Genomic DNA, 25,034 nt, shown 5'->3' on the forward strand with positions numbered 1-25,034 from the left:
TGCTCATATGCTGCTGATTGGCTTTCCAGCCCGATTTAATCAACCTGTTTCTCCATCCGTATGTCGGGTCCTGTTATCACCTCCTTCAGGTTATTTAAACCTGCAGGTTCTGTATTCCCGCCCTCACATCTCTTTATAGCATGGCCAGATCGCGCAGGAAGAGTGCTATCTGCGGGAACATGATCAACATGGCCGAAGCAAAGAGAAGTATGGCGATAAAGACCGGCGTTTTGCGGATGACTTCCAGGTAGGGACGCCGGAAAACCGCAATCGCCGTGAATATATCACAGCCGAAGGGCGGAGTGGCTGAACCTATCGCTGCCTGCAGGGTCACTACAGTTCCTACCAGCACAGGATCTATACCCAGCATATCGACATAGGGCTGGAATATCGGTGTGAGAACCATGATAACCACTATCGGATCGACAAACATGCAGCCCAGGAAAAAGGCCACCGCTATTATGAATAAAACCCAGGTCTGACTGGGATCCTGACCGATTATCGGGGGCAGAATCTGCTGCGGAATCTCGGCAAAGGATATAAGCCAGGAAAAAGAGTTACCAACTCCCACCAGAATAAAGACTACAGCGGTGATCATCCCGGCCGAGAGAGCGATATCCCTAAATTCTGGCAGCGAGACATTCCTGTAAACGAAAAACTCGAGAATGAAAGCATAGAGCACCGAGACAGCGGAAGCTTCAGTCGGGCTGAAGATGCCCGAATAAATACCGCCTATTATTATCACCGGAAAGCCGAAGGCCAGTAGAGCCTTTTTTAAACTGGAGAGTCTCTGCGACCAGTCGCTTTTCTCACGAGGTTTTATACCGTGATAACGAGCGTAAAAATAACAGTAGATGGTAAAGAGGATCATGATCATAACTCCCGGCCCGATTCCGGCGATGAAAAGCTCGCCGATCGAGGTACCGCTCACCACCCCGTAAACTATCATACCGATGCTGGGCGGTATCAAAAGCGCTATATCGCTCGAGTTTATGATAAGGGCGGTGGTAAAAGAATCATCGTAACCATCATCCAGCAGATAGGGCCGCATGGTGCCGCCTATAGCCACCACCGTGGCCTGGGTCGAACCGGAGACGGCCCCGAAAAGCGTACAGGTTATCGAGGTGGTTATGGCCATCCCCCCCCGGACATGGCCGATGATATCGCGCACGAAGTCGACCAGCCGGCTGGCCGTCTCGCCGTAGGTCATGATATCGGCGGCCAGGATGAACATGGGTACCGCCAAAAGCGAGGGCGGCAGTATCCCTCTTATCATCTGCTGGGCCAGGATGGTCTGGCTCAGATCGGGCAGGTAAATTTCCATCATGATCAGCGGAGCTGCTATCAGGGGTATGATCATGGGAAAGCCCAAAAACAGCAGCAAAAACATTATTCCCACCATTATTGGCAGCATGTAGGTTTCTCCCTCCTTAATACTCGCTCTTTTCTAAAATTTTTAACAGCATTTCGGGGAAATCCAGCTTTATTCAACATCATTTTTAACTTCCTCTAAATCATCATATTCCGACTTTTGATCGAAGGATATCCAGACATCCGGCTCTACTATATTTTTTATGAAAGCCATCAGATAGTGTATTGTTGTTAGCACCAGACCTACGGGCACAACTATCCAGACCCGCCAGAGCGGTATCGTCAAAAGATTACTTGTGCGTCCGGATAGATACAGATCATAGATATAAAGGGCGGATATATAGGTAAGCCAGGCCATAAAGATGAAAGTTCCGGCCGTCATTATATAGGTCAGTTTCTTTTCGTGTTTTTTCGGCAGAAGATCGGCCACCGCCGACATTCTGATATGTCTGCCCTCGCGGGCGGCGTAGCTGCTGCCGACGAAGGTTATGATGATAATGAGAAACTGGTTTATCTCGTTCACAAAAAACAGGCTGTAACGGAAAACATTTCTGCCGATCACGTTGGCTATTATCAGCACGGCCAGCGTGATGGTCCCGTAGCTGACGACAGCTTTTTCGATCACCTTCATAGCCTCGTTGATCTTTCTAATCAGAGCGATCATCTTGCTATCACCTCCAGCAATAGTCTTAAAATTTGGCCGGGAGGAGACGGCCTCTCCAGGCCGCCTTCCCGGACATTATATTCTGCCGCTGTGCTGTGTATCGATAGATCAGTCATTCCCCTGACGATTATTTGACCACCAGCTGGCGGTCGTAATCGTAGAAGGAGCGGCAGCCGTCCTCGGTTATCTGGATGGCTTCGCTGACCTCGAAGCCGTAATCATCGAACCAGATTCCGGGTATGATATGGAAGGTCATATTCGGTTTGAGCACGGTCTTATCCTTCGGCCTCATGCTGGCTGTCTGTTCACCCCAGTCGGGGGGGTAATTGAGCCCGAAGGCATAACCGATGCGCGATTCCTTGACGACGTTGCTGCCGGAGATGGCATCGCGCCATTTTTCTTCCACGGCCTCACAGGTAACGCCGGGCTCGACAAAATCCAGCGTCTCCTCCAGGCCGGCTACCACCACTTTAGCCGTCTCCTCAAGATCTTGAGGCGGATCGCCCAGATACATGGTCCGGGCTATAGGGGCATGGTAGCGGTTATAACAGCCCGAAAGCTCCAGGATAACAGCTTCATCGTCGCTGTAGGTCTCATCGGTCCAGGTCAGATGAGGGGTGTTCGTTCCCTCGCCGGCCGGCAAAAGCGGCACTATCGCCGGATAATCGCCGCCGTAATTTTCGGTGCCGGCGTACTGGGCTTTGGCTATCTCGGCGGCGGCATCGCATTCGCGCACTCCCACATCTATGACTTCCAGGGCGGTATCCATCACCTTTTCGGCTATCTGACCGGCTCTATCCATCATCTCCAGCTCGGCCTCCGATTTGATGCTGCGCGATCGGGCCACCAGCAGGTTGGCGTCAGCAAATTCGGCCGCCGGCATCTCCTCTTCCAGAACCTTAAAGCTTTTGTGCGTGAAATAAAACTGGTCCATCTCCAGGCCTATCCGCTTATCATCCCAGCCGTGTTCCCGGCAGATGTCGGCCACAAACTGCATCGGATGCTTGCCGACCGGCGAATGGACGTAATCATCGGCGTACTCGCGGATATTCTCCTCGCTCAAAAAGGTTGTCGCCCGGGCGGCGTTGGCGTCCATGCCCCGCCCGACCCAGATCGGTTCTTCCTGATCGAGAGCCACCAGCACACCCTGGTGGACATAAAAAGACCAGCCGTCATAACCGGTGATATAGTTCATGTTGGCCGGATGGACCGAAAAAAGCACCTCGATATTCCGCTCGGACATCCGCCGTTTTACGTCTTTGAGACGAGCATCATATTCTTCTTCGGAGAACAGAGGTTGATGTTTTTGTACCTGTCCACTCATATTATACCCATCCTCTCATTTCCATTGATTTGCTTATGCGTCTGAGGGCTACTACCCAGGCCGCATGGCGCAGGGAAATGTCCAGCTCCTCAGCAGTTTCGCTGGTAGCATCATAGGCTTCAGTGATCTGATCTTTTAAAGTCTTTTGCACTCTCTCCAGATCCCAGTAATGATCTGTCCGCCCCTGAATTCTTTCATAATGACATACGGTAGCTCCGCCGGCATTGGCCACCACGTCCGGCACCAGGGGAATACCGCGCTCGGCCAGAATTTGATCGGCTTTAGGCGTCACCGGTCCGTTGGCTCCTTCCAGAATCAGGCCGGCGCTGATATCATCGGCGTTATCCTCATGAATGACATTCTGCACCGCTGAAGGCAGCAGCACATCGCAGTCCAGCTCCAGAAGTTCTTCGTTGCTGATCATTTCAGCTCCCGCTGCGTTCAAATCCTCGAGCAGAGCGCCTTCGTTCTCCACTTCAGCCCTCATAGCCGGTATATCGAGTCCGCTCTCATCGTAAAGTCCACCGCTGATATCGCTCACCGCAATGATTTCAGTACCCAGCTCGTGCAGAAGTTCGGCGATGGTACCGCCCACCTGACCGAATCCCTGCACTACGGCCGTAGCCTGAGTTAAATCGATAGCCTGGTCCCGAGCTGCCTGGCGGGTGACAAAGAAAAGTCCCAATCCGGTGGCCTCATAGCTGCCCACCGTTCCTCCCACAGCTTCCGGTTTATCGTTGACGGCATGGGGACAATGTTCACCGGTTATCTTCTCGTATTCATCGAGCATCCAGGACTGTGTCTGCAGATTGGTGCCGATGTCGGCCCCGGGCACATCGGCATTCGGCCCTTTGGGGATCAATTTGCGGATATACTCCCGGGTGAGCCGCTCCAGTTCGCGCCGGGAAAGACGGGAGGGATCGACCTTTATGCCGCCCTTGCCGCCGCCGGCCGGCACATCGGCCACAGCGTGCTTGATGGTCATAAAAAGCCCCAGCGCTTTGACCTCATCCAGCGAGAGATTGGGCACAAAGCGGGTACCGTCGCGGGTCGGTCCTAAAGCATCACAGTACTGGACGCGGTAAGCGTCGAAAACTTCGATCCCACCATCATCCTTTTTGAGAGTCAGGGCGAAATCGCTCACCCTTTTGGGACGAGAGAGGACTTTAAGTACATCAGGGTTAATATCTCCTGCTTCTCCCGCCCGTTCCAGAGCGTTCAAAGCTGACTGAAATACATTGGCCATTTTATCTCCTCCTGAATTCTGATTATTTACGGTAAAATTAAAATTAAAATCCAGATGAACAGAATCTCTAATTATGACATAGTTCTCAATAATTTAAATATTCTTGCAAATACTCTTTCCGCCCTCGGGCTGCCGAAAATTTGCCATAGACATTCTCCATCTGAATGAATATAATGAATTTTAAACAGCCGAATATTGAGCTGGCCTGGTCTGAAAATTATGGTGAAATAGAATGGGATGAAGTGATCGGGCTGCCCGGGATGGGCAAAAGAGAAGGTATCAGCGGTAGTTTTCGCACTCGAGAAAGGCAAGGGCATTGCGCACGTGGAGTTCGGTGCCGACGGTCAGCATATTTTCATCTATGTCGAAGCGGGGGTGATGATGGGGATAATGAGTCCCCTTATCCTCGTCAGCTATGCCCAGAAAACAGAAGGCGAGAGGGGCGTGATATCCGTATTCGGCAAAATCCTCGCCCAGCATAACCTCGACTTCGCTTTCCAGATTTTCTCCGCCCAGCAGATCTGCTGCTCTGCCGCGCACCAGTTCGGTCAGTTCTTCATCATTTTTGAGCAGGGAATTTCCGCGGCTTATTTCCAGCTCATAATCCACATCGTGAGCGGTGCAGACGCCGGCCACGGTGCGTTCAAATCGCTCGCGCACGGAAGAAAATTCCTCGTGCAGACAGCGGATCGATCCCGATAAAGAAGCCTTTTCGGGAATGATTGTGGGGGATGAAGGGGCATCGAGGCTGCAGAAAGAGATAACAGTCGGCTCTAAAGCGTCCAGCTCGCGGGACTGCATGGTATAAACGGTATCCATGATGCTGCCGGCACAGGCCACCGGATCGACGGCATTATGAGGAGCTCCGGCATGACCGCCGGTGCCCTGAATTTCCAACTCAAAATAATGACTGGAAGCCATCATCGGCCCTGCACATATACCGACCGTGCCCGATTTTAGAAGCGACCAGAGGTGAATGCCGAAGACAGCATCCACAGACGGATTTTCCATCACGCCTTCGTCGATCATCAGATGTGCTCCGGCCTCTTCTTCGTTGGGCTGAAAAACAAATTTTATGTTTCCCTCTATCTCACTGCGCATCTCGCTCAAAATCTTTGCCGCCCCCAGAAGCATGGAGGTATGACCGTCATGGCCGCAGCAGTGAGCCACGCCTTCGACGGTAGAGCTATAGGGAAAGTCATTTTCTTCCTGAACGGGAACGGCATCCATATCGGCTCTCAGCATGACCGTACCCCCTTCACCTTCGCCTTCCAGCAGTCCTATCACGCCGGTCTCAGCTGCCCTCCGAACCTCGAGTCCTGCCTTTTCGAGATAATCGCAGACTATACCGGAGGTGCGGTGTTCTTCCCTGCCCAGCTCGGGATGGCGGTGAAAATCGCGGCGCAGAGAGATAATTTCCTCTTCCAGTTCTGCAGCTTTTCTGCCTGGCTTCATCGTTAACACTAGCCCCTCCCCTTTATAATAGGGTTTGGTTTTTCTGCCGGGTCTTTCAGACCCCGGACGGGCCGGTTCTCATTCCTGATTACGGGTTAAGGGGGGCGACCGGCGGCGTTCCCCTGCGCCGCCGGGTCGACCTTTATGCGTTACTCCTGCCCGTTATCAGGCGGGATTACCCTCTGATTGCTTCTGCTGTTCCTGATCGGTTATTTATACCTGAGGTATGCAGAGATCTTCTTTATAGTCGTTAGTCTCTATTTCGAAGGGTGCCCGGTCGAGCCATTCGAGGATTATCTGGGCGTATTTGACCCGCGCTCTGGCCATATTATCGCCGAATTCAGGATTGCGTGCATCCACCCAGGTATTGTACATTTCACCTTCGGATGGACCAGGCTCTATTTTGTAATATACGGGCGCTGCCACTCTGGCTATATCAGCCGCCTCATGGAAGCGCTGGAAGCCGCCCATCGATTCTACCAGGCTCATATAGATGTCGAGAGGAATATCGAGTCCCCCCTGTCGTATGGAGGAGAGCATCGGCAGAGTCATATCTCCCAGCGGGTTAAAGCTGTCGGCGCCATATTTCTGCAGCAGCTGACCGCCGGCAGCGGTGCCGTGACCGGCAAAGACAGATACTTTAAAAGCGGTGTCTTCCGGTATATGGCCTTCTTCGCGCAGAGACTGCAGAACTCTCAGCATGCCTTCATCGGTAACCAGAAAACCACGGATGCCGGCCTCAAGACAGCGGTCAAATTCGCGCAGATAATGATACATGGCGTCATGACCTCTCAGCCTCATCCCCGATACATAACCTTCATCGGTGACGTACTGTCTTCCTTCGTCCCAGCCTCTGCTGGCGCAGGGATTTACCATGATCTCAAGATCGTTCTCGGCACCGATCTGGGCAAAATATTCCAGCTCGGCATCATCCAGAAGCGTCGCCCCCTTGACCAGAGAGATCACCCGGTGTACCGTGATGTCGCGCTTATCGGCCTCGTCGACCATCTCCTCCAGATTATCGCAGTTTTCAATACCGGAGATCTCGATGCGGGCCTGGGCTCCGCCGGGAAAAGTCTGCTCGGAATCGGGCATGTCATACCTATCCCGCATAGAAAAACCGAACTCTTTTTCAACATACTCCTCCATGTCCTTATAACTCATTCTATTCCTCCTTTTTATTTTTTATATATTTGCTCGGGCAGAGACTGCCCCTTTTTCCCCCTGTTTAAAACCTTATTCGAACTCGTCGAACATCTCTTCGAACTCGTCCTCGGGATCCTGTATGTTGTATACGTGATCGTCGGTGGGGAAACGGCCCTCTTTGACATCTTCCACATATTCCTCAAAGGCCTGAATTTCCACCTCGGCCACGCTGGCATACTGCTTGACGAATTTGGGTGTAAAGGCCTGGAACATGCCGAGCATATCGCCGCAGATTAAAAGCTGACCGTCGCAGGGTTTGCCGGCACCTATAGAATAGACGGGAATATCGAGCTTATCGGCTATAAAACCGGTCACTTTAGGAGGTACCGCCTCGACTAAAAGCATCTCGCAGCCGGCTTCCTCTACAGCTATGGCATCTTTTATCAGCTCGCGGGCGCTCTCGACATGCAGCCCCTGTGCTTTAAAACCGCCCAGCTGGCCCGAACTCTGCGGGGTAAGTCCTATATGACCGCAGACGACGATGCCGGCCTCGGTTATGGCTTCGATCTGATCGCAGACCCTGCGGCCGCCCTCGAGCTTGACGGCATCCATGTCGGCTTCTTTGATAAAGCGTCCAGCGTTGCGGACGGCATCCTCGCAGGAAGTCTGATAGGACATAAACGGCAGATCACCCATGCAGTAAACGTTGGGAGCTCCTCTTCTGACGTCCTGAGAATGAGAGATGCAGTCCTCCATCGTCACGGGCTCGGTGCCCTGATATCCCTTGACCACCATTCCCAGGGAGTCGCCGACTAAAATCATGTCCATGCCCGCTTTCTCGACAAATTGGGCTGTCGGGAAGTCATAAGCTGTGATCCAGGCCACCTTTTCTCCTTTTTCCTTCATCTCGTGAAAGTCCAGTATGCTCTTCTTGTCCGCCATAAATAATAACCTCCTGTAGTGATTATTTGAGATACTCGCTTTTAGTGCATTCCATGATACCAGACAAAGTGCAATTTTCAAAAACGTCGGACAAAAACAGGATAAAAATATGCAGGATTCTTCTTGTCATAAGTTGATAGATATCGTATAAGATCACTATGCTCAGGATGTGCCGGACCGAGCGTGAGCTCAAAGATAAGCTCTCGCGAAGGGAGCGCAATTTTTTGACACCCCTATTTGCCGGCTGAAGACAGGAAGATCCATATGTAGAATGTATCCGGCAAACAACTATGGATACACTTGAATCCTTGATGGATCCAGAATCCGTTTAAAGTCGAATGTATTCTGTCGACAATCTTCCCAATAATAAATTTATACCTCAAAAACGATTTTCCTTCTTAATTTTTAAAAAAATTATAGTAATCAGTGATTATATATGCTGCCGACCGGCATTATCGGGGCGGAAAAATCGCCACCGGGACATATCAGTTCCCATAAGGGGTGAATTTACGCCCCTGAAAATAACCCGGTTCGAGGTCGAGATTGTCGATGCATTCGCTGACCCGGGAAAAACTGCGTCCTATCTCCTCAGCTCTGTGGGCATCGGAGCCGACTACCACCTGCTGACCTCCGGCCTTTTGGTAAATTTTTAAAAGCTGGGAGGTGGGCAGAAATCTGTCCTTGCTCTCCTTCTCTGTGGCAGCCGTATTTATCTCCAGCACGATGCTCCGATCGACCATTTTTTCCATAATCCTGCCCAATTTTTCCAGCGGATAGAAACTGCCCCCGTGATAGCGCCGGGGAAACTCCAGATGCGAGACCACATCGATTCCGCCGAATTCGACCATCGCTTCGACCTTGGAAAAATAGCGCCTGAACAGGTCAAATTTGTTGATCTTATCCAGTATATGATCCTCACCTACAAAGATGCCATCCAACCAGTGTATGGCTCCGGTAATGACATCGAAATCGTGCTCCTGAACCCGCCTGAAATCCCCGGGGTAAAGATGGGGCTCGGAAAACTCCAGGCCCCGCAGTAAAAGCGGATCATCCTTTTTTATATCTTCCTCCAGCCGGCTTATCTCCCGATCATAATGCTCGTAGCTGAATTCGCCGCAGTGATCGAGCTCGGGCTTATAATCGCCGTGCTCGGTCAGGCAGGCTCCGGCCAGCGGCAATTCCTTAACCCGCTCATAAATTTCGGCCGGCGTGCTCTCTCCATCATGAGACATGGTCGAGTGAACATGCATATCGACATATTGTGATGCTGTATCCCTGTAATCGGAAATACGGGTGAGCTTTTCGTTCATGCTTAAAACCTCCCGAATACAATCTGTGTCCTGTCAGATGATTTCGGCGGCCGCCTCGCGGATGATCCGGCGGGCTTTTTCCACGTGCCGGTCCTCGGTTGAGCGCTGGGCAACAACCAGCCGCAGGGTGAATTTGCCGGCAAGCTCGCTGTGGGAAAGGTAAACATCGCCCGAACTGTTTATTCTATCGAGCAGCTGGCGGTTGATCTCATTCAGCTCCTCTTCCGCATAGGTGCCGTCATTCCAGCGGAAGCAGACCATGCTCAAATTGACCGGGGCCATCAGCTCAAATTCTCCGCTCTCCTCTATCCAATCGCGAAAATTTCCGGCCAGCTCCAGGTGTCTTCTCACCATACTTTTAATGCCTTCGACCCCGTAGCTGCGCAGCACAAACCAGAGTTTGAGAGCCCGGAATCGCCGTCCCAGCTGAATACCCCAGTTGCGGTAATTGTTGACCTCATCATCGTAGGCCGTCTTGAGGTATTCAGGATCTATCGTCATAGTTTTTATGAGTTTTTTGGGATCGCGCACAAAATAGGCGGAGCAGTCGAAGTTGGTCACCATCCATTTGTGCGGATTGAAGACGAAGGAATCCATGTACTCGCTGCCCTCGAGGAGATCGCGCCGTTCCTCCAGGATGGCAGCCGTGCCGGCGAAAGCGGCATCCACGTGCAGCCAGACGTCCTCCTCCTGGCAGATTTTGCCTATCTCCAGCAGAGGGTCTATGGCGGTGGAGGCAGTTGTGCCGATAGTGGCCACCACACAGGTCGGCTTTTTGCCCTCCCGCCTGTCATCCTGGATAGCCTTTCTGAGATCTTCCGGCTTCATGGCAAATTCATCATCGTCATCGATCTCTACAATATTTTCGCTGCCATACCCGGCCAGCCGCACACCTTTTTCTATGCTGGAATGGGTCTGGGCGGTGGCATAAACCCGGAGATGGTTCGGCACCCCCTCGTAATTGCTGTTAAAATCGGTGGCATCCTCGCGGGCTGTGAGCAGAGCGCAGAAAGTGGAGGTAGAAGCAGTATCCTGGATCACCCCCCGGAATTCAGCGGGCAGCAGCAGGAGATCCCGGAGCCAGTCCATCACCTGTTCTTCCAGTTCTTCGGCGGCGGGAGAGGTAGCCCAGACCATGCCCTGAATGCCCAGCCCGGCCGAGAGAAGCTCTCCCAGTATGGAAGGATAACTGTTGTTGCAGGGAAAATAGGCGAACCAGCCCGGATGCTGCCAGTGCGTTATGCCCGGCATGATATCATCCTGAAAATCCTGCCAGATTTCCTCCATGTCCTCGCCCTCCTGCGGAGGTGAGGAGGAGATGTTATCTTTTATATCTCCGGGATCGACATCGGGATTGACGGGATAATCCTCGACATCTTCCAGATAATCGGCTATCCAGTCGACCATCTCGTGTCCCCAGCGGCGAAATTCATCTTTTTCCATAAAAATTATACCCCCAGAGTTTTATTTGCATATGGATCTTCTTGTTATCAGTTGATAGATATAGTATAAGATCACTGTCATGACAATAATGGCTGGAAGATATAAAGCAAAGTGATACTCGAAATTTTTCGATATTCAGGTTAAGTCCATGGCCAAAAAATAGTGTCCCCGGCCCAGGAGGTGCCGGGCTGAGCGGGAGCTCAGGGAAGAGCTCTCGCGAAGAAAGCGCAATTTTTTGGCCGAAAACTAAACTTATGCCGGGGAAAAATTTCATTGTGAACGCAGCTTTATATCTTACAGTACAACTAAATGAGGTTTTTACACACCCATCAGCCAACTGAAGACAAGAAGATCCTTGCATATTTTCATTCCAGGCGGTTTTCGACCTCTTTTAAATCTTCCTTGATTTCCCCGACGGTGATTTCGGCCGGTTCTACGTGTATCAACACCTCTTCTGCCTCCTGATAAATCGCCTCAACCCTCTCCCGTACCACAGCGGATATCTCATGCCCCAGATCAACTCTTATATCGCGAGGTACGGTGAGCTTCACATCCAGATATAGCTCGGGGCCGTGATAGAGGCCTTTAATCTCCATGACCTCGACCACCCCCTCAACTTCAGCTATGGTCTCCTCTATAGCGGCGAGTTTTTCCGGGGCAGGCCCCCGGCCCAGAAGCTGCACCATGGCCCGGCACAGCAGCTGCAAGGCCACACGCAGTATCAAAAGCGAGACCACCAGTCCGGCGATCGGATCCAGAAGCGGAAACCCCAGCCTGGCTCCTATAATACCGATACCGGCCGCCAGCGAGGAGGCCACATCGCTGCGATGATGCCAGGCATCAGCCTCAAGAGCTGCATTTTGAGTCCGGCGGGCGATTCTGATCACGTAGCGATATAAGAACTCTTTGACCAGAATCGAGATACCCACGCCGGCCAGCGCGATATTGGTCGGAAAGGTAAGACGGCTCTCAATCACGCGCAGTATCATATTCCGGCCCAGCAGCAGGGCTATGATCAGAAGAAAGATACCGATACCGGTGGCCGCCAGCGGCTCTGCCTGCCGGTGACCATAATGATGATTCTCATCGGGGGGCTGCTGAGATATATAGAGGGAGATGAGCACTCCCAGCGTCGTCGTGATATCTGAAAGCGAGTGAAAACCATCGGCCACCAGAGCCGCGCTGGCCGCGATGATGCCCAGCGTTATTTTGACCGCTGCCAGCAGTATGTTGCCGGCCAGCGTGACCATGATAACCTTTTTGCTCTCGCTGCTGCGGGCAGCCTTATTCATAAACAATTCTCCTCAGTTTGATGAAATATGAAAAAAGAAGGGAATCAGCCTCTCTGCCCATAATATATAGGATGAAGGAGTGAATTAAATCATGAGCCTTTATCCGCTGATTTTAAAACCTATTTACATAGAAAAGATCTGGGGAAGCCGTAAACTGGCCGCAACCTGCGGACGCCAGCTTCCCTCGGACAGCACGGGCGAAAGCTGGGAGGTCAGCGAACACGAAAAAGCCGATACTCGTGTCGAAACAGGTCCGCTGGCCGGGATGAGCCTCTCCCGCCTGCGAAAAAAATTCGGCCAGAAACTTTTAGGCAGAGCCTCTCCCTCACAATCGGGCCGCTTTCCGCTGATCTTCAAACTTTTAACTCCCGGCGAAAAACTCTCCGTCCAGGTCCATCCGGGCCCGGAGACAGCCGCCAAAATTCCGCAGGCGGAGGCCAAATTTGAAATGTGGTACGTCCTGCAGGCTCGGCCGGAAGCGGAAATAATTTATGGATTAAAAGATCGGCAGCTCAAAAGCTCTGAGGTAACGGCTGCCGCCGCGGAAGGCGAGCTGGAAGATATTCTTTATCATAAACCGATCGAAGCCGGCCAGGTTATTTTCCTGCCGCCAGGCATGATCCATTCCATAAAGGCAGGGGCCGTCATAGCCGAAATCCAGCAAAACTCAGATACTACCTACCGCCTTTACGACTGGGAGCGCACCCGGCAGGGCGAAAAACGCCCTCTACACCTAAAAAAAGCGCGCCAGGTCCTAAAGCCGGATCTGGATCCGGAAGTAGAATATCACCATCCGCTCTGGGAAGAGAGAGGCGGCCCGCGCCGCCTGCTGGCAGTCTGCCCCCATTTCACCGCGCTCAGATTGAATCCGGCCGGAGAAAATAATCTTTACAGGCTGAGTCCTGCCCGGCAGGAAAGTTTTCAGATTCTTTTCGCCGAAAAAGAGCAGCTTGTGATTCGCTGGCGGCAAACAAAATACCGGCTGCCGGCCGGCCGCACCTGTCTTTTACCTGCCTGCCTTGAGGAAATAAAAGTCGAGTCCAAAGGCGGCGGAGCGCTGCTTTTTCAGCGGGGCTTAAGCAGAAGAGAGCTGAGCGATTTTGCTACCTCCCGGGGACTTACGGCCGAGGATTTGCTGGCGGTGCCCGGCACCGGCTTCTACAGCTCCATCATGGTATGAGCCATATCGGCCAGCTGATCGGTCAGATGCTCGACATCTTCTATGGCCTCGAGATAAATAATGCCGGCCGCCGGCTCGCAGACCCCCTCCTTGAGGCGTTCCATATGCTGGCGGCGGTAATCAAGCTGCCAGCTGTCCATATCGCGCTCGGCTTTGATCAGGTCGGGAACCTGCTTGTAATCCTGCTTTTCTATCATAACCACCGATTTTTTTAAAAGTTCGTTTAACCGCTTCTGCAGATCTTTGAGTGTGCTCTCAGCCTCCCCGGAAAACTCAAGCCTGTGTTCTTCCACATGCAGGGCCAGATCGGCCAGATCGTCGGCATCATCGGCGATACTCTCGATAGCATCTACAAGCGATATGTAATAGTCTCTGAGCCTTAAATCATCCTCCGAAAGGTTATTTCCGGAAAGTCCGGCCAGAAATTCCAGCAGATCCTCCTCGATCTCGTTGACGATCTCTTCCTTTTCGATAACTCTATCCGCCAGCTCGCGATCGCCCTCGATAAGCGCCTCCATAGCTTCATCGACCATATCCTGACTTATCTCCAGCATACGCACGACTTCCTGATCGACCTGGTCCATCGCCACTCCCGGAGTTTCCGTCATCCTCATATCGACATAGGTAAGTCCCCGCTTGATGGTCATATCCTCGCCGGGAATGACTGCCATCACACCGCGCTTTAAAACTCCCATAAAGGGCAGCCAGAGCAGCGCGTTGACGATGTTGAAAAGGGTGTGAGTGTTGGCCAGCATCCTCTCGAGCGAAGGCTGCTGACCGGCCAGCAGCGAAAGCCGGGAGATAAAGGTTTCCACCCATAGCGTGAAGTCGGGAATGAGGTAGATAAGCCCGACAAATATAACCGAGCCCAGGGTGTTAAAGAGAAAATGAGCCGCACCAGTTCTTTTGGCGGTCAGGTTGGCGCCGGCGCTGGAGAGAGCGGCGGTTACGGTTGTGCCGATATTCGTACCGAGAATTATAGGGATGGCGGTCTGAAAATCGAGCGCTCCAGCTCCTGCCAGACCTATCATAATTCCGAAGGAGGCTGTAGAGCTCTGTACCAGGATAGTGACCACAGCTCCGATGACAAGCCCCAGCGCGGGATAGGTGCCGAAAGTCGCCATCAATTCGGCAAAAACCGGCGAATCCCGCAGCGGGGCCATCATATCTCCCATGGTGCCCAGCCCCAAAAACAAAAGGCCGAAGCCCAGAAGACACTGGCCCAGATACTGTTTTCTGCGGTCGCGGGCGAATAAAAAAGCGAAAACACCTATGATTATGGCGTGATAGGCGTATTCTTCCAGCCGAAAGGATATCAGCTGAGCGGTGATGGTCGTCCCTACATTGGCCCCTATAATAACGCCGATCGCCTGACTTAAATTAATCAGACCGGCATTGACAAAACCGATGGTCATGACCGTGGTGGCACTGCTGCTCTGCACCAGCGCGGTAACCCCGGTACCGACCAGCACCGCCCTCAGCGGCCGCCCGGTCAGCGAGGCCAGAAGACGCCTGAGCTTCTTGCCGGCCACTTTCTGCAGCCCTTCGCTCATCTGCTTCATGCCATAGATAAAGATGGCCAGCCCGCCCAGCAGACCGACAATCATAGTTGTTAACTCCAAGCTTTACTTTCACCTCTGTCCGGCCCATGTTTTAGCCGGTGTATTTATCAGCCACGGTCGAGGCCGCGTAAGCCTCGGGTTTGATAAGAGCTTCATAACCGCTTCCGACTACCATGCCGACCACCTCTTTAATTATCGAGCTGGTCGGTCCGTTCTCGCCGACATCGACATGTATTTCTATCTCGATGTCCTCATCCAGCTCCTTCTCTTCGGCCAAAAAACCCGTGAGCCTGCTGGCAACCTCCAGGCTGCGCGAAACCTCATAAAAAATACGCTGTTTCATGCCAAAATTATTATCGGAGCTGTCGCGATAATAAAAAAAGCGGCCGCCCCTGCCTTTGCGGTAGATAACCACAGCTGTAACAAAGGAGCAGTTATCGCCTCCGGGCTGAGAATCGCTGCCTATTATTAATTTATAGCTGTTTTCCGGATGAGCCTCGATGAAGTCGATTATATGCCGGTAGGTCTCTTCAAGGCTCAGCCTGCCGTCGGTGGGACTTATGAATTCCATAAAAATCACCCAATCAATTCAAAATGCTTTTAAGCTCCTCGCTCAGCTTTATGACTTCCTCGATAGAGAGTTTCTCTCCCCGCAGCCGTTCATCGATCCCGGCTGCTGTTAGAGCTTTTTTGGCCTGCTCCTTGTCGGCCGGAAGTTCGGGAGAACCGCTCAAAGAATTGCGCAGCATTTTGCGGCGCTGACCGAACATAGCGCGGACAGTGCGGAAGAAAAACTCCCGGTCAGACACCCGATAACGCGGCTCACTGCTCATATTCAGCCTGATCAGAGCCGAGCAAACATCGGGTTCGGGCATGAAAAAATCAGGAGGTACGATCTCGATTATTTCCGGCCGGCAGTAAAATTGAACGGCTATGCTCAATATCCCATAATCTCCGCCGCCGGGTTCGGCAGTTATCCTCTCCGCCACCTCTTTTTGCACCATCAGCACCATCAGATCTGGCGCCATATCTGCCTCCAGAAAGGTGCGGATAAGAGGACTGGTGATATAATAGGGCAGATTGGCCATAAGCTTATAGCCCCTGTCAAAATCGCGCTTTGAGATGACCTCCGACCAGTCGAGTTCGAGAGCATCGGCCGTCATAATCTCTAAAGCCGGATCTTCTCCCAGCAGTTCGTCGAGAATGCCGCTCAATTTTTCATCCTTTTCCACGGCCAGAACTTCACCGCCTGCAAGATGTTTTAAGATAAAACCAGTGAGAGCTCCCAGACCCGGTCCTATCTCTATAACACGGTCCTTCTCGCTCAAATCTGCGGCTTCGACCGCCTTTTCCAGCACAGATCTATCCCTGAGAAAATTCTGCCCCAGCGATTTATTGATCTCCAAATCGTATTTTCTTATAAGCTCCAGGGTGCGCTCAGGCGCCACCCGCTCATAAAGCCCGGAGCAGGGATCATCGTCATCTTTCAAGTCAGATTTAAACCTCCTCCTCTATCTAATTATATCTTCAGTTCGGCTCAGGTTCAAGCTGAACTGTTCAAAATAAGGATACTCTCCATATATCCTGTTTCGAAAAATTTCGAGCATCACTTTTGCTTTATATCTTCCAGCCATTATTGTCATGATAGCTATATTATACCTATCTTATACAATATATATCAACTGATAAAAGGAAGAACACAAAATATTATTTTTTCAGCTGAGTGTGACAAGACCTTTTTTGAGAGCAGTAATCACAGCCTGCGTACGGTCATTCACATCGAGCTTGCGCAGCAAATTGCTGACGTGATTTTTGACCGTCTTTTCGCTGATATAAAGCTCTTCGGCTATCCTGCGGTTGCTCATACCCCGCGCCAGCAGGGTCAGCACCTCGTATTCACGATCGCTCAAAAGCTCTCGATAATCGGTGGTGTCGGACTGCTCGTCCTCCTCGCTTTCCGGTTCCAGAGTGCGGGGGAAAACCGTGCCGCCGTTCATAACCTCATCGAGAGCTTCCCGAAGCTCGCCGGAGGTTAAATCCTTCTGAATAAAACCCTCTGCTCCGGCCGAAGTCACCCGGTAGACGTACTCCTCATCGTCATGGATGGTCAGTATTATAACTTTTATTTTGGGGCTTATCTCTTTTATCTTGTGGATGGCGTCGATACCATTCATCCTGGGCATGTTGAGATCGAGCAGAACCAGGTCGGGAAACTTATCCCGAACCTTAGACACGGCTTCCAGACCGTCCTCTGCCTCGCCAACCACATGATAATTATCAAAAAAATCCAGGAGCTTGCAAATTCCCTCTCTGACCAGCCTGTGATCATCCGCAATTAAAACCTCGTGCTTTTTCGCCATCATACTCATCCTTTCTTTTGGTTGAGGGGAATTTTGATGTTGATGCGCGTCCCTTTATTCCTGCCGGAAGATATCTTCAGCTCTCCATCGAGTAAATTGCATCTCTCCTGCATGCTTTTAATGCCGAATGATTTGCTTTTGGGACTGTCCCCGCTGTCAAAGCCAACTCCATCATCCGAAATTAAAAGATTCAGATGCTCGGAGGCAAACTCGACCCTCACCTGTCCCCAGCTCGCTTCAGCATGCTTTTTGATGTTGTTCAAAGCCTCCTGGACCAGCCGAAAGACAGTTATTTCATGCGGCGAGGGCAGTTTTTTTTCATCGCCCAGCACCTCAATATCGATTTCGATATCTGTTTCCTCCCGGAAATTTTCAATATATTCGCGCAGTGTGGGTATCAACCCCAGATCATCGATGCTCATCGGCCTCAGATCGTAAATTATCCGCCTAACCTCGCTGACAGAGGATTTGATGAGCTGTTTCAGATCCTCGAGTTCTTTTTCGGTGCGCTGCCGATCTTCATAGAGGGTGTTCTGGGCAACTTCCACCCGCATTACCAGGTTGGCCAGCGACTGGGCGGGTCCATCGTGAATTTCCCGGGCGACGCGCCGGCGTTCTTCCTCCTGCATCTGAATAACATCCATGATGAAGCGCTCGCGATCCTCCAGCTCGTCAAAACGGCGGGAGACATTTTCCATCTGTCCCTCCAGAAAATCTTTAACCATGCCGAGTCGATTGGTAAGGTTTTCGGAGCGTTTTAAAGTCCTTTTTGTCAATTGATGCTTTTCCTCGAGCTTGCGGCGTCTATCCTGCAGCTGCTGTTCCTTCTCGCGCAGGACCGCAATATCGACAGAACTGTCCTCTGCCTTCTTATAGACCTCTCTGACCTCTTCCTCGGAATAATTTTCAAAATCGCGGCTCACTTCCATCAGCCGGCGGCGGGCCCTTTTATTGATACGCTCTTTTTTTTCCAGCTCATCGATAACTTCGTTGATCTCCTCTTTGATCATCTCGAGTTCGCTCTCTATATTTTCGAGTTCTTCCCGGGAAGATTCAGCTATGGCAAAAACATCCTGTCGGCTATCATCGATGATATCCAGTGTTTTATCGAGTATATTATCCAGAATCACGTTCAGATCTTCGGGGTTTTCGCTCTGTCTCATTCTCTCACCCCATCCAGACGGGAAGAGGCATAATCACGCGCTCTTTCCTCGCCGCGTTTTACTCTCAGCCCTCCCCTGACAAGATTTTTCAGCTCCTCGGAACCGGGATAGACATGAACAGGTCCGAGATATCCTATTCTCTCCTCGATTTTACCGGTTACATATGAGGAATGGGCCAGTCCGCCGGTTATGAAAATGCCGTCGATATCGCCGGCTAAAACCGCCGACATCCGCCCAATCTCCCGGGCTATCTGATAGATCATGGCTTCATAAACAAGCCGCGCCTCTTCCTCTCCCTGCTCTATTCTCTCCTCAACCCGCCGGCCATCGGCGGTGCCCAGATAGGCGGTCAGGCCGCCCCTGCCCACCAGGCTGCTCTTTATCGCGGATTTGTCCGGCTCTTCTTGAAAGATGTATTCAACCAGGTCCAGAGCAGGCACTGTGCCGGCTCTCTCCGGCGAAAAAGGCCCGCCCTGATTGGCGTTGTTGACGTCGACGATGCGGCCGCCCGGCAGGGGTGCAATGGAAATACCGCCGCCCAGATGAGCGCCGATAAGGCTGGCTTCAGCCAGCTCAAGATCTAAATCATCGGCACAGCGGCGGGCGGTACCTTTTAGATTGAGCGCGTGAGACTGGCAGCGGCGGGGCAGCTCGGACAATCCGGAAAGCCGGGCCTCGGGGAGGAATTCGTCGACGGCGACCGGATCTACGGTATAGGCTTTTATGCCGGCTTCTTCGGCCAGCTGATAGGCGATAATTCCGGCCAGGTTGGAGGCGTGCTCTCCGTTTTTGCCACTGCGCAGATCATCGACCATCTCTGCATCTATCAGGTAGGTGCCGCCGGGTATGGAATCGAGCAGACCGCCGCGGGCGGCGATAAAGTCAAAATCATCGCTCTCATAGCCGGCTTCGCTCAGCTCAGCTTCCATGAGCTCTCTCCGCCAGTCGAGCTGGTCGCTGACGAACTCGAATTCATCCAGCTCCCCTCTGCTGTGTTCTAACACCTGATGCCATTTCCGTTTTTCGTCCGCAAAGACAGCTATTTCGGTCGATGTTGAACCCGGATTTATAACCAGCGATCTGTACATACTTCTCTTCCTCCTTCAGCGGCAGAGCTGCCAGTATTCCTCCTGAAGCCGGGAGGTTATTTCGCCAGGACTTCCCTCTCCTATTTCAAATTCATCGATCTCGACAACCGGCATGACCTCGGTGGTGGTACCGGTCAAAAACACCTCATCGGCAGCCAGCAGCCTCTGCCGGCTGACGCTTTCCCGGCTGCATTTAAAACCGAGTTTTTCGGCAATTTCCAGCACAGCGCGCCTGGTTATGCCATTCAATATATAATTAGTGGCAGGAGGCGTGATTACCTCCCCAGCCTCGACAATGAAGACGTTTGAGGATGTTCCCTCGGTGATGAATCCATCGCGAACCAGGATCGACTCGTAAGCTCCGGCCTTTTTTGCCTTCTTTTTTGCCATTACGTTCGGCAGAAGAGCCACCGATTTGATATAGCAGCGGGACCAGCGCTCATCGGGCAGCAAAATTGCTCTGACTCCGCGGGAAAAGTATTCTTCAGGTTTTGGTTCGAGCTCCCGGGCATACATAATGATCTCCGGTTCGAGTCCGTCCTCGTAAGCATGGCTGCGGGGCGAAACACCCCGGCTTACCTGAATGTAAAGATAGGAGTCCCTATCCCCGGAAAAACAGTTTATTTCCTCCAGATAGTCGCTGCACTCTTCTTTTATCCAGCCGATATCGGGCATATTAAAATCCAGTTCGCGGCCTGATCTCATCAACCTCTGAAGGTGCTCCTCCAGCCGGAAGGGGCTGCCGTTCCAGATGGCCACAACCTCATAAATACCATCGGCAAACTGAAACCCCCTGTCCTCTATATCGACAGCCGCCTCGCTGCGCCGGATGATCTCTCCACTGCGGTAAACTTTATCGTACAAAGCAATAACCCCCTCTAGAAGAATCTGCTGATAACTCTCATCGCCAGACTGAGAATCAGACTTACAAGAACCATGGTCGTTATCGGAATATAAATCGAATAATTATCCCCTTCGATACGAATATCTCCGGGAAGCCGGCCCAGCCGACCCAAAAATCCGGGACCGGTTCCCAAAATGAGCAGCAAAAATCCCATGACCATAACAGCTGCTCCTATAAAGACCAAAAGTCTGCCGAAAGTTGATGGATCGGACATTATTCGATTCCCCCGTTCAACCGGTTAAAGATTTCAGGTTGTCTTCTGCCGCCAAACCGAAAAGTTCGCGGCCATTTTCGACGGTGATCTCCGCCGCCCTTTCGGTTTCAATACCGTGGATTTCAGCCAGCTGATCTGCCACATGCTTCACCCGGGCCGGTTCGTTGCGGCCGCCCCGCTCGGGTTCAGGAGACATATAGGGAGAATCGGTCTCGATCAGCGTCTGCTCCAGGGGCACCTCCGCGGCGATATCTCTAAGCCAGTCCAGACCGCCGAAGGTTAAAAGACCGGTAAAGCCCAGACAGAGCCCTTCCTCGACCAGCTCCCGGGCCATGCCGGCACCGCTGGAATAGCAGTGGACGACCGCTCCCTGAGATGGCTCATACTCTGCGGAGAGTATATCTATTGTATCGCTTTCGGCCTCGCGCGAGTGAATTATGACCGGCATTTCCAGCTCGCGGGCCAGCCTCAGCTGACTGCGAAAGGCCTGGCGCTGGTCGGGGCGCGGGGAATTATCGTAATGATAATCCAGACCGGTTTCGCCGATGGCAGCGGCATTTTCACCCTCGGCCATATCGCGCAGCTGTCGGGCGGCATCGAGATCATAGCTGGAAGCTTCGTGGGGATGAACTCCGACAGAAGCAGTTATACCTTCATAATCGCGGGCCAGCCCGAGTCCCCGGCGCGAGGAGGCCAGGTCGGCCCCGGCATTGAGGATATGAACAACCCCGGCCTCTGCCGCTCTCTTTATTACCTCTTCTCTGTCACCGCTGTAACGGGAAAAATCCAGATGAGCGTGTGTATCGAACAATTCCATGTATGCAGTCCTCCTTTGAAATTCTTCCATTACATTAATTATATCTTTCCAGCCGGCTCGATGCAACTCGGAGAAATAATTTTCTGCCAAAAGTGATTTTCTGTAAAGGTTTTCTTGCTTCAATCTTTAAATAAACATTAATACAGAGAAAAGTTGTCAGGATCAATAAATCCACCGGTCAGAACTGATATTGTTTATATTTAAAAACCTTTGCTATAATGATAATTATAGCTTCCAGCATAAATAAATAAGCCTTTATAACACAACTATTTGACAGCTGAAACCAGGAAGAACCATAATTTCAACCAGCGAGGAGGAGAGAATATATGAAAGGAACTTTAATATCAACCTGGATCAATACACTCTCCCGTATTTATGGGGAGGATACTGTCGATAAGGCCAAACAGAAATCAAGCTGGGATGAGACCCTGATGATCTCACCGATGATGGATATAGAGGATGATAAAGCCAGAGATCTGGTCGAAACTGTGGCCTCTCAGAAGAACTTAAAATCAGCCGAGGTCTGGAAACAGCTGGGCCAGGAGAATATCAATTCTTTTGCCGAATGGTTCCCCAGTTATTTCCGGGGCAGGCAGCTGAAGAGCTTTTTGGAGATGATGGACACCGTTCACGAACAGCTGACCGGCATGATAGAAGGGGCCAACCCTCCTCGCATCATACCGGAAACAAGAGATGACGACATCCTGAGGCTGACCTACCGCTCTCACCGGGGCCTCAGAGATTACTTTCTGGGACTATTACAGGGCAGCTCCGATTTTTTTCAGGAGGATATCGAGATAAAGGAGATCGAACGCCGTTCGCAGGGCGATGAAAAAGAGCTGATCGTGGATTTACATTTTTCCGAGCCTTTCCGCACCCGCAGAAGCTACCTTCTGAATCGGCTTCTCTCGCTGGGCTTTCTGAGAAGTCTCAGCGCCAAGACCGCCCTTTTCGTCTTTTTCATAACCACACTCATAACCGGCATCGCCCTGCCGGGCTCCGAGCTCTGGTTTTATCCTCTGACAGGTGTTTTGAGCGGAGCTGCCACCTTTTTTGTCCATTCCGGGCTTATGAAGCCACAAAAGCTTCTGCACCAGGAATTCGCAGAGCTAAAAAATCTCGATCTGGAGGAGACCTCGGTGGTGGAGACCGCAGACGAATTCGAAGAATTTTTCTCGGAACTGGGCGAAATTCGCGCCGCCATCCGCAAGGATATTCTCTTTATCAAAGGCGGGACCGACGATATGTCGAGCTTCACCCAGGATTTTGTCGAGCTGGCCGATGAGATGAACAGTGTTTCTGATAATATATCCCAGGTGGTCGATGACGTGGCTCATGGCGCTGAGGAACAGGCCGAAGAAACCGAGGACTCAGCCTACATCGTCGATCAGAACGTATCCCAGATCGAGGATCTGGTCGAAGCCGGCAAAGACAGCAAACAGCAGCTGAATGAGGCTGTCGAAAATATACAGGATTCGGCCGGCAGGGTTGAGGAAGTGAACGATATGATCGCTGATATTCGCAAATCCTTCGCCGATGTGGACCGACGGGGCAGAGAGCTCTCCGAGCAGATAGAGGAGATCATGGAGATAGTCGAAACCGTATCTGACATCGCCAGCCAGACCAACCTGCTCTCGCTCAATGCCTCTATTGAGGCTGCCCGCTCCAGCGAGAACAGCCAGGGCTTTACGGTGGTCGCCGATGAAATCCGTGATCTGGCCGAGGAATCACGCCAGGCCGGTGAAAGAATCCAAAAAAATCTTCAGCATTTCACCGAGGAAGTTCAGAAGCTGACCGAGGGAATCAGTGCCCAGTTTGAAAATCTGGAAAAGAGCGACAGGGCTCTTTCCGAGGTAACCGAGGCCAATAAAGAAGCCAGCAACAGAATCGAGGACACCTCCCATCAGATAGTCGACATCGTCGACCGGCTCAACAGCGAAACTCAGAAAATCAAGGAGGTCATCGAAAACCTCAACTCACTGGCCGCCATTGCCGAAGAAAATTCGGCTTCGGCTGAGGAGATGAGCGCCAGCGTCAGCGATTATTCCGAGAAGATAAAGGAGATGACCGATTATATAGAGCAGATGGAGGAACTGGTCGAGAACTTCCAGGAAAGCTTCGCCGGCTACGACATATAATCACCACTATCCTTCTGTTTTTCATCTCCGGCTTTTCGCTGCCGCTTTATTATGTTATAATTATAGTTCGATGCTGGAATCTCAGGGGTGCTCATAACCTTAATCTTTGAGGCTTAACCTGAGGCTTAAAAAATATCGGAAGCTTTTTATCCTGCAGTATAACTAAATAAGCTTTTTCGCCGGGAAGTATACCCGGCATCAATCCAAAATCCAGCCTGGAAAGGAAGAATTTTTTGTGGACGATGGGAAAGAAATATATCTTGATAACAGCGCCACCACTCCCTGCCTGCCCGCTGCAGCCAGGGCTGTAAAAAAGGCTCTTAGACAAAATTACGGCAACCCTTCCTCGCTGCACGGCCGGGGAGTTGAGGCCAGCAAATTGCTTAAAAGCTGCCGGCAGGAAGCGGCTGATTTTCTGGCCGCCTCCCCGCAGCAAATTTTTTTCACCTCCGGCGGTACCGAGGCCAACAACCTGGCCATTATGGGAACGGCCGGCCGTCAAAAACATCAGGGCAAACATATTCTGACAACGGAGATAGAACACCCTTCAGTTTACCAGCCGATAAAATATCTGGAAGAAAATAGGGGCTTCGAGGTGACGCGACTCAAACCGGACGAGCGCGGCTTTATATCGGCGGAACGGGTGCAGGAAAGCCTGCGCTCTGACACCATCTTGCTCAGCGCGATGCAGGTTAATAATGAAACAGGAGCCCGTCAGCCTCTCGCGGAAATCGGTAATATTATCGGCGGCAGCGAGCTGCCGCTTTTTCATGTCGACGCTGTTCAGGCTCCGGGCAACGTGGGCACCCGGCCGGCCGCCTGGCAGGCCGATCTGGTCAGCTACAGCGGCCATAAATTCCAGGGGCCGAAGGGCACCGGATTTCTGTATACCAAAGATCCCAATCTGATAGAACCGCAGCTGCGGGGCGGCGGTCAGGAGAAAAATATGCGCAGCGGGACTGAAAATATGCCGGGCCTGGCCGGGCTCGAGGTCGCTCTCAGGGAACTGCCCGGCCTCTCCCCCGGCGAATCCAGCAGCCGGCTCGAAGATCTGCGGGCTTATTTTCTTGAGAAGCTGGAAGAACGAATGTCCCGGGCGGTGCTCAACAGCCCCCGGGAGGACTGCGCCCCCCATCTGATAAATTTTTCTCTGCCCGGCATCAAGGGTGAGGTCATTATAAATGCTTTGAGTCGGCGAAATATCTATATTTCCACCGGCTCCGCCTGCCATTCTCAGAAAGGCAGACTGAGCCGGGTTTTGCAGGCTATGGAGATAGAAGGGCCCAGGCTGGAAGGAGCTTTACGGGTCAGCCTCTCACCCTCTACCACCAGAAAAGAACTGGATGAATTTTTTGCAGCCTGTGCCGAAGAAAGCCAGCTTCTCTTTTGATCCGAACAGGCAGCTCAAAAAGGAG

22 protein-coding genes are annotated in these 25,034 nt (G+C 51.9%); 3 read left to right on the forward strand and 19 right to left on the reverse strand.

Annotated elements, in window-relative coordinates:
• Positions 1-133: 133 nt before the first annotated feature.
• The 10 genes from BLT15_RS00165 to BLT15_RS00210 all read right to left on the reverse strand — a co-directional run bounded on the left by BLT15_RS00165 (position 134) and on the right by BLT15_RS00210 (position 12,193).
• Complete coding sequence (locus BLT15_RS00165; protein ID WP_089757482.1) at positions 134-1,414, reverse strand: TRAP transporter large permease; 1,281 nt, start codon at positions 1,412-1,414, stop codon at positions 134-136.
• A 69-nt stretch (positions 1,415-1,483) separates the two neighbouring features.
• Positions 1,484-2,035 (reverse strand): TRAP transporter small permease, encoded by a 552-nt coding sequence (locus BLT15_RS00170; RefSeq protein WP_089757484.1) that lies wholly within the window; start codon positions 2,033-2,035, stop codon positions 1,484-1,486.
• Between the two features lie 127 nt (positions 2,036-2,162).
• Entirely contained in the window at positions 2,163-3,359 is a 1,197-nt protein-coding gene (locus BLT15_RS00175) for a M24 family metallopeptidase (protein ID WP_089757485.1), read from the reverse strand.
• A 1-nt stretch (position 3,360) separates the two neighbouring features.
• Positions 3,361-4,605 carry a Glu/Leu/Phe/Val family dehydrogenase gene (locus BLT15_RS00180; protein ID WP_089757487.1) on the reverse strand — a complete coding sequence of 415 codons (1,245 nt, stop codon included), beginning with the start codon at positions 4,603-4,605 and terminating at the stop codon, positions 3,361-3,363.
• Between the two features lie 279 nt (positions 4,606-4,884).
• Entirely contained in the window at positions 4,885-6,060 is a 1,176-nt protein-coding gene (locus tag BLT15_RS00185) for a M20 metallopeptidase family protein (protein WP_089757489.1), read from the reverse strand.
• A 213-nt stretch (positions 6,061-6,273) separates the two neighbouring features.
• Positions 6,274-7,224: a hypothetical protein gene (locus BLT15_RS00190; RefSeq protein ID WP_089757491.1), complete on the reverse strand. Its 951-nt coding sequence runs from the start codon at positions 7,222-7,224 to the stop codon at positions 6,274-6,276.
• Positions 7,225-7,296: 72 nt separating this feature from the next.
• The gene (gene panB, locus BLT15_RS00195; RefSeq protein WP_089757493.1) at positions 7,297-8,148 is read right to left on the reverse strand and encodes a 3-methyl-2-oxobutanoate hydroxymethyltransferase; all 852 of its coding nucleotides are present in this window, start codon (positions 8,146-8,148) and stop codon (positions 7,297-7,299) included.
• A gap of 485 nt (positions 8,149-8,633) precedes the next feature.
• The gene (locus tag BLT15_RS00200; RefSeq protein WP_089757495.1) at positions 8,634-9,458 is read right to left on the reverse strand and encodes a PHP domain-containing protein; all 825 of its coding nucleotides are present in this window, start codon (positions 9,456-9,458) and stop codon (positions 8,634-8,636) included.
• Positions 9,459-9,491: 33 nt separating this feature from the next.
• Positions 9,492-10,901, reverse strand: a complete 1,410-nt coding sequence (locus BLT15_RS00205) for a pyridoxal phosphate-dependent decarboxylase family protein (protein ID WP_089757497.1) — start codon at positions 10,899-10,901, stop codon at positions 9,492-9,494.
• Between the two features lie 365 nt (positions 10,902-11,266).
• Positions 11,267-12,193: a cation diffusion facilitator family transporter gene (locus BLT15_RS00210; RefSeq protein WP_089757499.1), complete on the reverse strand. Its 927-nt coding sequence runs from the start codon at positions 12,191-12,193 to the stop codon at positions 11,267-11,269.
• Positions 12,194-12,284: 91 nt separating this feature from the next.
• On the opposite strand from BLT15_RS00210, the gene BLT15_RS00215 reads away from it, so the two are divergent.
• Positions 12,285-13,373 carry a type I phosphomannose isomerase catalytic subunit gene (locus BLT15_RS00215; protein ID WP_089757501.1) on the forward strand — a complete coding sequence of 363 codons (1,089 nt, stop codon included), beginning with the start codon at positions 12,285-12,287 and terminating at the stop codon, positions 13,371-13,373.
• Here the strand turns inward: BLT15_RS00215 and BLT15_RS00220 are convergent.
• The 9 genes from BLT15_RS00220 to BLT15_RS00260 form a co-directional block, all read right to left on the reverse strand.
• On the reverse strand, positions 13,352-14,995 hold the full coding sequence (locus tag BLT15_RS00220) for a Na/Pi cotransporter family protein (protein WP_345788671.1): 1,644 nt from the start codon (positions 14,993-14,995) through the stop codon (positions 13,352-13,354). The two genes, BLT15_RS00215 and BLT15_RS00220, sit on opposite strands and share 22 nt — an antisense overlap.
• A 31-nt stretch (positions 14,996-15,026) precedes the next feature.
• Positions 15,027-15,506, reverse strand: a complete 480-nt coding sequence (locus BLT15_RS00225; protein WP_089757506.1) for a ribonuclease H-like YkuK family protein — start codon at positions 15,504-15,506, stop codon at positions 15,027-15,029.
• A 13-nt stretch (positions 15,507-15,519) separates the two neighbouring features.
• Positions 15,520-16,425 carry a 16S rRNA (adenine(1518)-N(6)/adenine(1519)-N(6))-dimethyltransferase RsmA gene (gene rsmA, locus BLT15_RS00230; RefSeq protein WP_089757508.1) on the reverse strand — a complete coding sequence of 302 codons (906 nt, stop codon included), beginning with the start codon at positions 16,423-16,425 and terminating at the stop codon, positions 15,520-15,522.
• Between the two features lie 225 nt (positions 16,426-16,650).
• Positions 16,651-17,295 (reverse strand): response regulator, encoded by a 645-nt coding sequence (locus BLT15_RS00235; protein WP_089757510.1) that lies wholly within the window; start codon positions 17,293-17,295, stop codon positions 16,651-16,653.
• A gap of 5 nt (positions 17,296-17,300) precedes the next feature.
• The gene (locus BLT15_RS00240) at positions 17,301-18,458 is read right to left on the reverse strand and encodes a sensor histidine kinase (protein WP_089757512.1); all 1,158 of its coding nucleotides are present in this window, start codon (positions 18,456-18,458) and stop codon (positions 17,301-17,303) included.
• A complete protein-coding gene (gene buk, locus BLT15_RS00245; RefSeq protein WP_089757514.1) occupies positions 18,455-19,546 on the reverse strand; it encodes a butyrate kinase in 1,092 nt (363 codons plus the stop codon). The genes BLT15_RS00240 and buk overlap by 4 nt, the downstream gene beginning before the upstream one ends.
• Before the next feature lie 15 nt (positions 19,547-19,561).
• Positions 19,562-20,410, reverse strand: a complete 849-nt coding sequence (dat, locus tag BLT15_RS00250) for a D-amino-acid transaminase (protein ID WP_089757516.1) — start codon at positions 20,408-20,410, stop codon at positions 19,562-19,564.
• 14 nt (positions 20,411-20,424) lie between these two features.
• Complete coding sequence (locus tag BLT15_RS00255) at positions 20,425-20,664, reverse strand: DUF2905 domain-containing protein (RefSeq protein ID WP_089757517.1); 240 nt, start codon at positions 20,662-20,664, stop codon at positions 20,425-20,427.
• 16 nt (positions 20,665-20,680) lie between these two features.
• Positions 20,681-21,481 carry a TatD family hydrolase gene (locus BLT15_RS00260; protein ID WP_159429735.1) on the reverse strand — a complete coding sequence of 267 codons (801 nt, stop codon included), beginning with the start codon at positions 21,479-21,481 and terminating at the stop codon, positions 20,681-20,683.
• 326 nt (positions 21,482-21,807) lie between these two features.
• Here BLT15_RS00260 and BLT15_RS00265 point away from each other — a divergent pair, with 326 nt between their 5' ends.
• Complete coding sequence (locus tag BLT15_RS00265) at positions 21,808-23,619, forward strand: heme NO-binding domain-containing protein (RefSeq protein WP_089757521.1); 1,812 nt, start codon at positions 21,808-21,810, stop codon at positions 23,617-23,619.
• Between the two features lie 235 nt (positions 23,620-23,854).
• Positions 23,855-25,009: a cysteine desulfurase family protein gene (locus BLT15_RS00270; RefSeq protein ID WP_159429736.1), complete on the forward strand. Its 1,155-nt coding sequence runs from the start codon at positions 23,855-23,857 to the stop codon at positions 25,007-25,009.
• The last annotated feature ends 25 nt before the right edge of the window (positions 25,010-25,034 follow it).

The organism is Halarsenatibacter silvermanii, from assembly GCF_900103135.1.
Taxonomy (GTDB): domain Bacteria; phylum Bacillota; class Halanaerobiia; order Halanaerobiales; family Halarsenatibacteraceae; genus Halarsenatibacter; species Halarsenatibacter silvermanii.

What these genes read in the sequence shown, in the direction of transcription:
- BLT15_RS00165 (WP_089757482.1), bottom strand. Translation starts at nt 1,414, where the DNA reads ATGCTGCCAATAATGGTGGGAATAATGTTTTTGCTGCTGTTTTTGGGC.
- BLT15_RS00170 (WP_089757484.1), bottom strand. Translation starts at nt 2,035, where the DNA reads ATGATCGCTCTGATTAGAAAGATCAACGAGGCTATGAAGGTGATCGAA.
- BLT15_RS00175 (WP_089757485.1), bottom strand. Translation starts at nt 3,359, where the DNA reads ATGAGTGGACAGGTACAAAAACATCAACCTCTGTTCTCCGAAGAAGAA.
- BLT15_RS00180 (WP_089757487.1), bottom strand. Translation starts at nt 4,605, where the DNA reads ATGGCCAATGTATTTCAGTCAGCTTTGAACGCTCTGGAACGGGCGGGA.
- BLT15_RS00185 (WP_089757489.1), bottom strand. Translation starts at nt 6,060, where the DNA reads ATGAAGCCAGGCAGAAAAGCTGCAGAACTGGAAGAGGAAATTATCTCT.
- BLT15_RS00190 (WP_089757491.1), bottom strand. Translation starts at nt 7,224, where the DNA reads ATGAGTTATAAGGACATGGAGGAGTATGTTGAAAAAGAGTTCGGTTTT.
- panB (WP_089757493.1), bottom strand. Translation starts at nt 8,148, where the DNA reads ATGGCGGACAAGAAGAGCATACTGGACTTTCACGAGATGAAGGAAAAA.
- BLT15_RS00200 (WP_089757495.1), bottom strand. Translation starts at nt 9,458, where the DNA reads ATGAACGAAAAGCTCACCCGTATTTCCGATTACAGGGATACAGCATCA.
- BLT15_RS00205 (WP_089757497.1), bottom strand. Translation starts at nt 10,901, where the DNA reads ATGGAAAAAGATGAATTTCGCCGCTGGGGACACGAGATGGTCGACTGG.
- BLT15_RS00210 (WP_089757499.1), bottom strand. Translation starts at nt 12,193, where the DNA reads ATGAATAAGGCTGCCCGCAGCAGCGAGAGCAAAAAGGTTATCATGGTC.
- BLT15_RS00215 (WP_089757501.1), top strand. Translation starts at nt 12,285, where the DNA reads ATGAGCCTTTATCCGCTGATTTTAAAACCTATTTACATAGAAAAGATC.
- BLT15_RS00225 (WP_089757506.1), bottom strand. Translation starts at nt 15,506, where the DNA reads ATGGAATTCATAAGTCCCACCGACGGCAGGCTGAGCCTTGAAGAGACC.
- BLT15_RS00235 (WP_089757510.1), bottom strand. Translation starts at nt 17,295, where the DNA reads ATGGCGAAAAAGCACGAGGTTTTAATTGCGGATGATCACAGGCTGGTC.
- BLT15_RS00240 (WP_089757512.1), bottom strand. Translation starts at nt 18,458, where the DNA reads ATGAGACAGAGCGAAAACCCCGAAGATCTGAACGTGATTCTGGATAAT.
- buk (WP_089757514.1), bottom strand. Translation starts at nt 19,546, where the DNA reads ATGTACAGATCGCTGGTTATAAATCCGGGTTCAACATCGACCGAAATA.
- BLT15_RS00255 (WP_089757517.1), bottom strand. Translation starts at nt 20,664, where the DNA reads ATGTCCGATCCATCAACTTTCGGCAGACTTTTGGTCTTTATAGGAGCA.
- BLT15_RS00260 (WP_159429735.1), bottom strand. Translation starts at nt 21,481, where the DNA reads ATGGAATTGTTCGATACACACGCTCATCTGGATTTTTCCCGTTACAGC.
- BLT15_RS00265 (WP_089757521.1), top strand. Translation starts at nt 21,808, where the DNA reads ATGAAAGGAACTTTAATATCAACCTGGATCAATACACTCTCCCGTATT.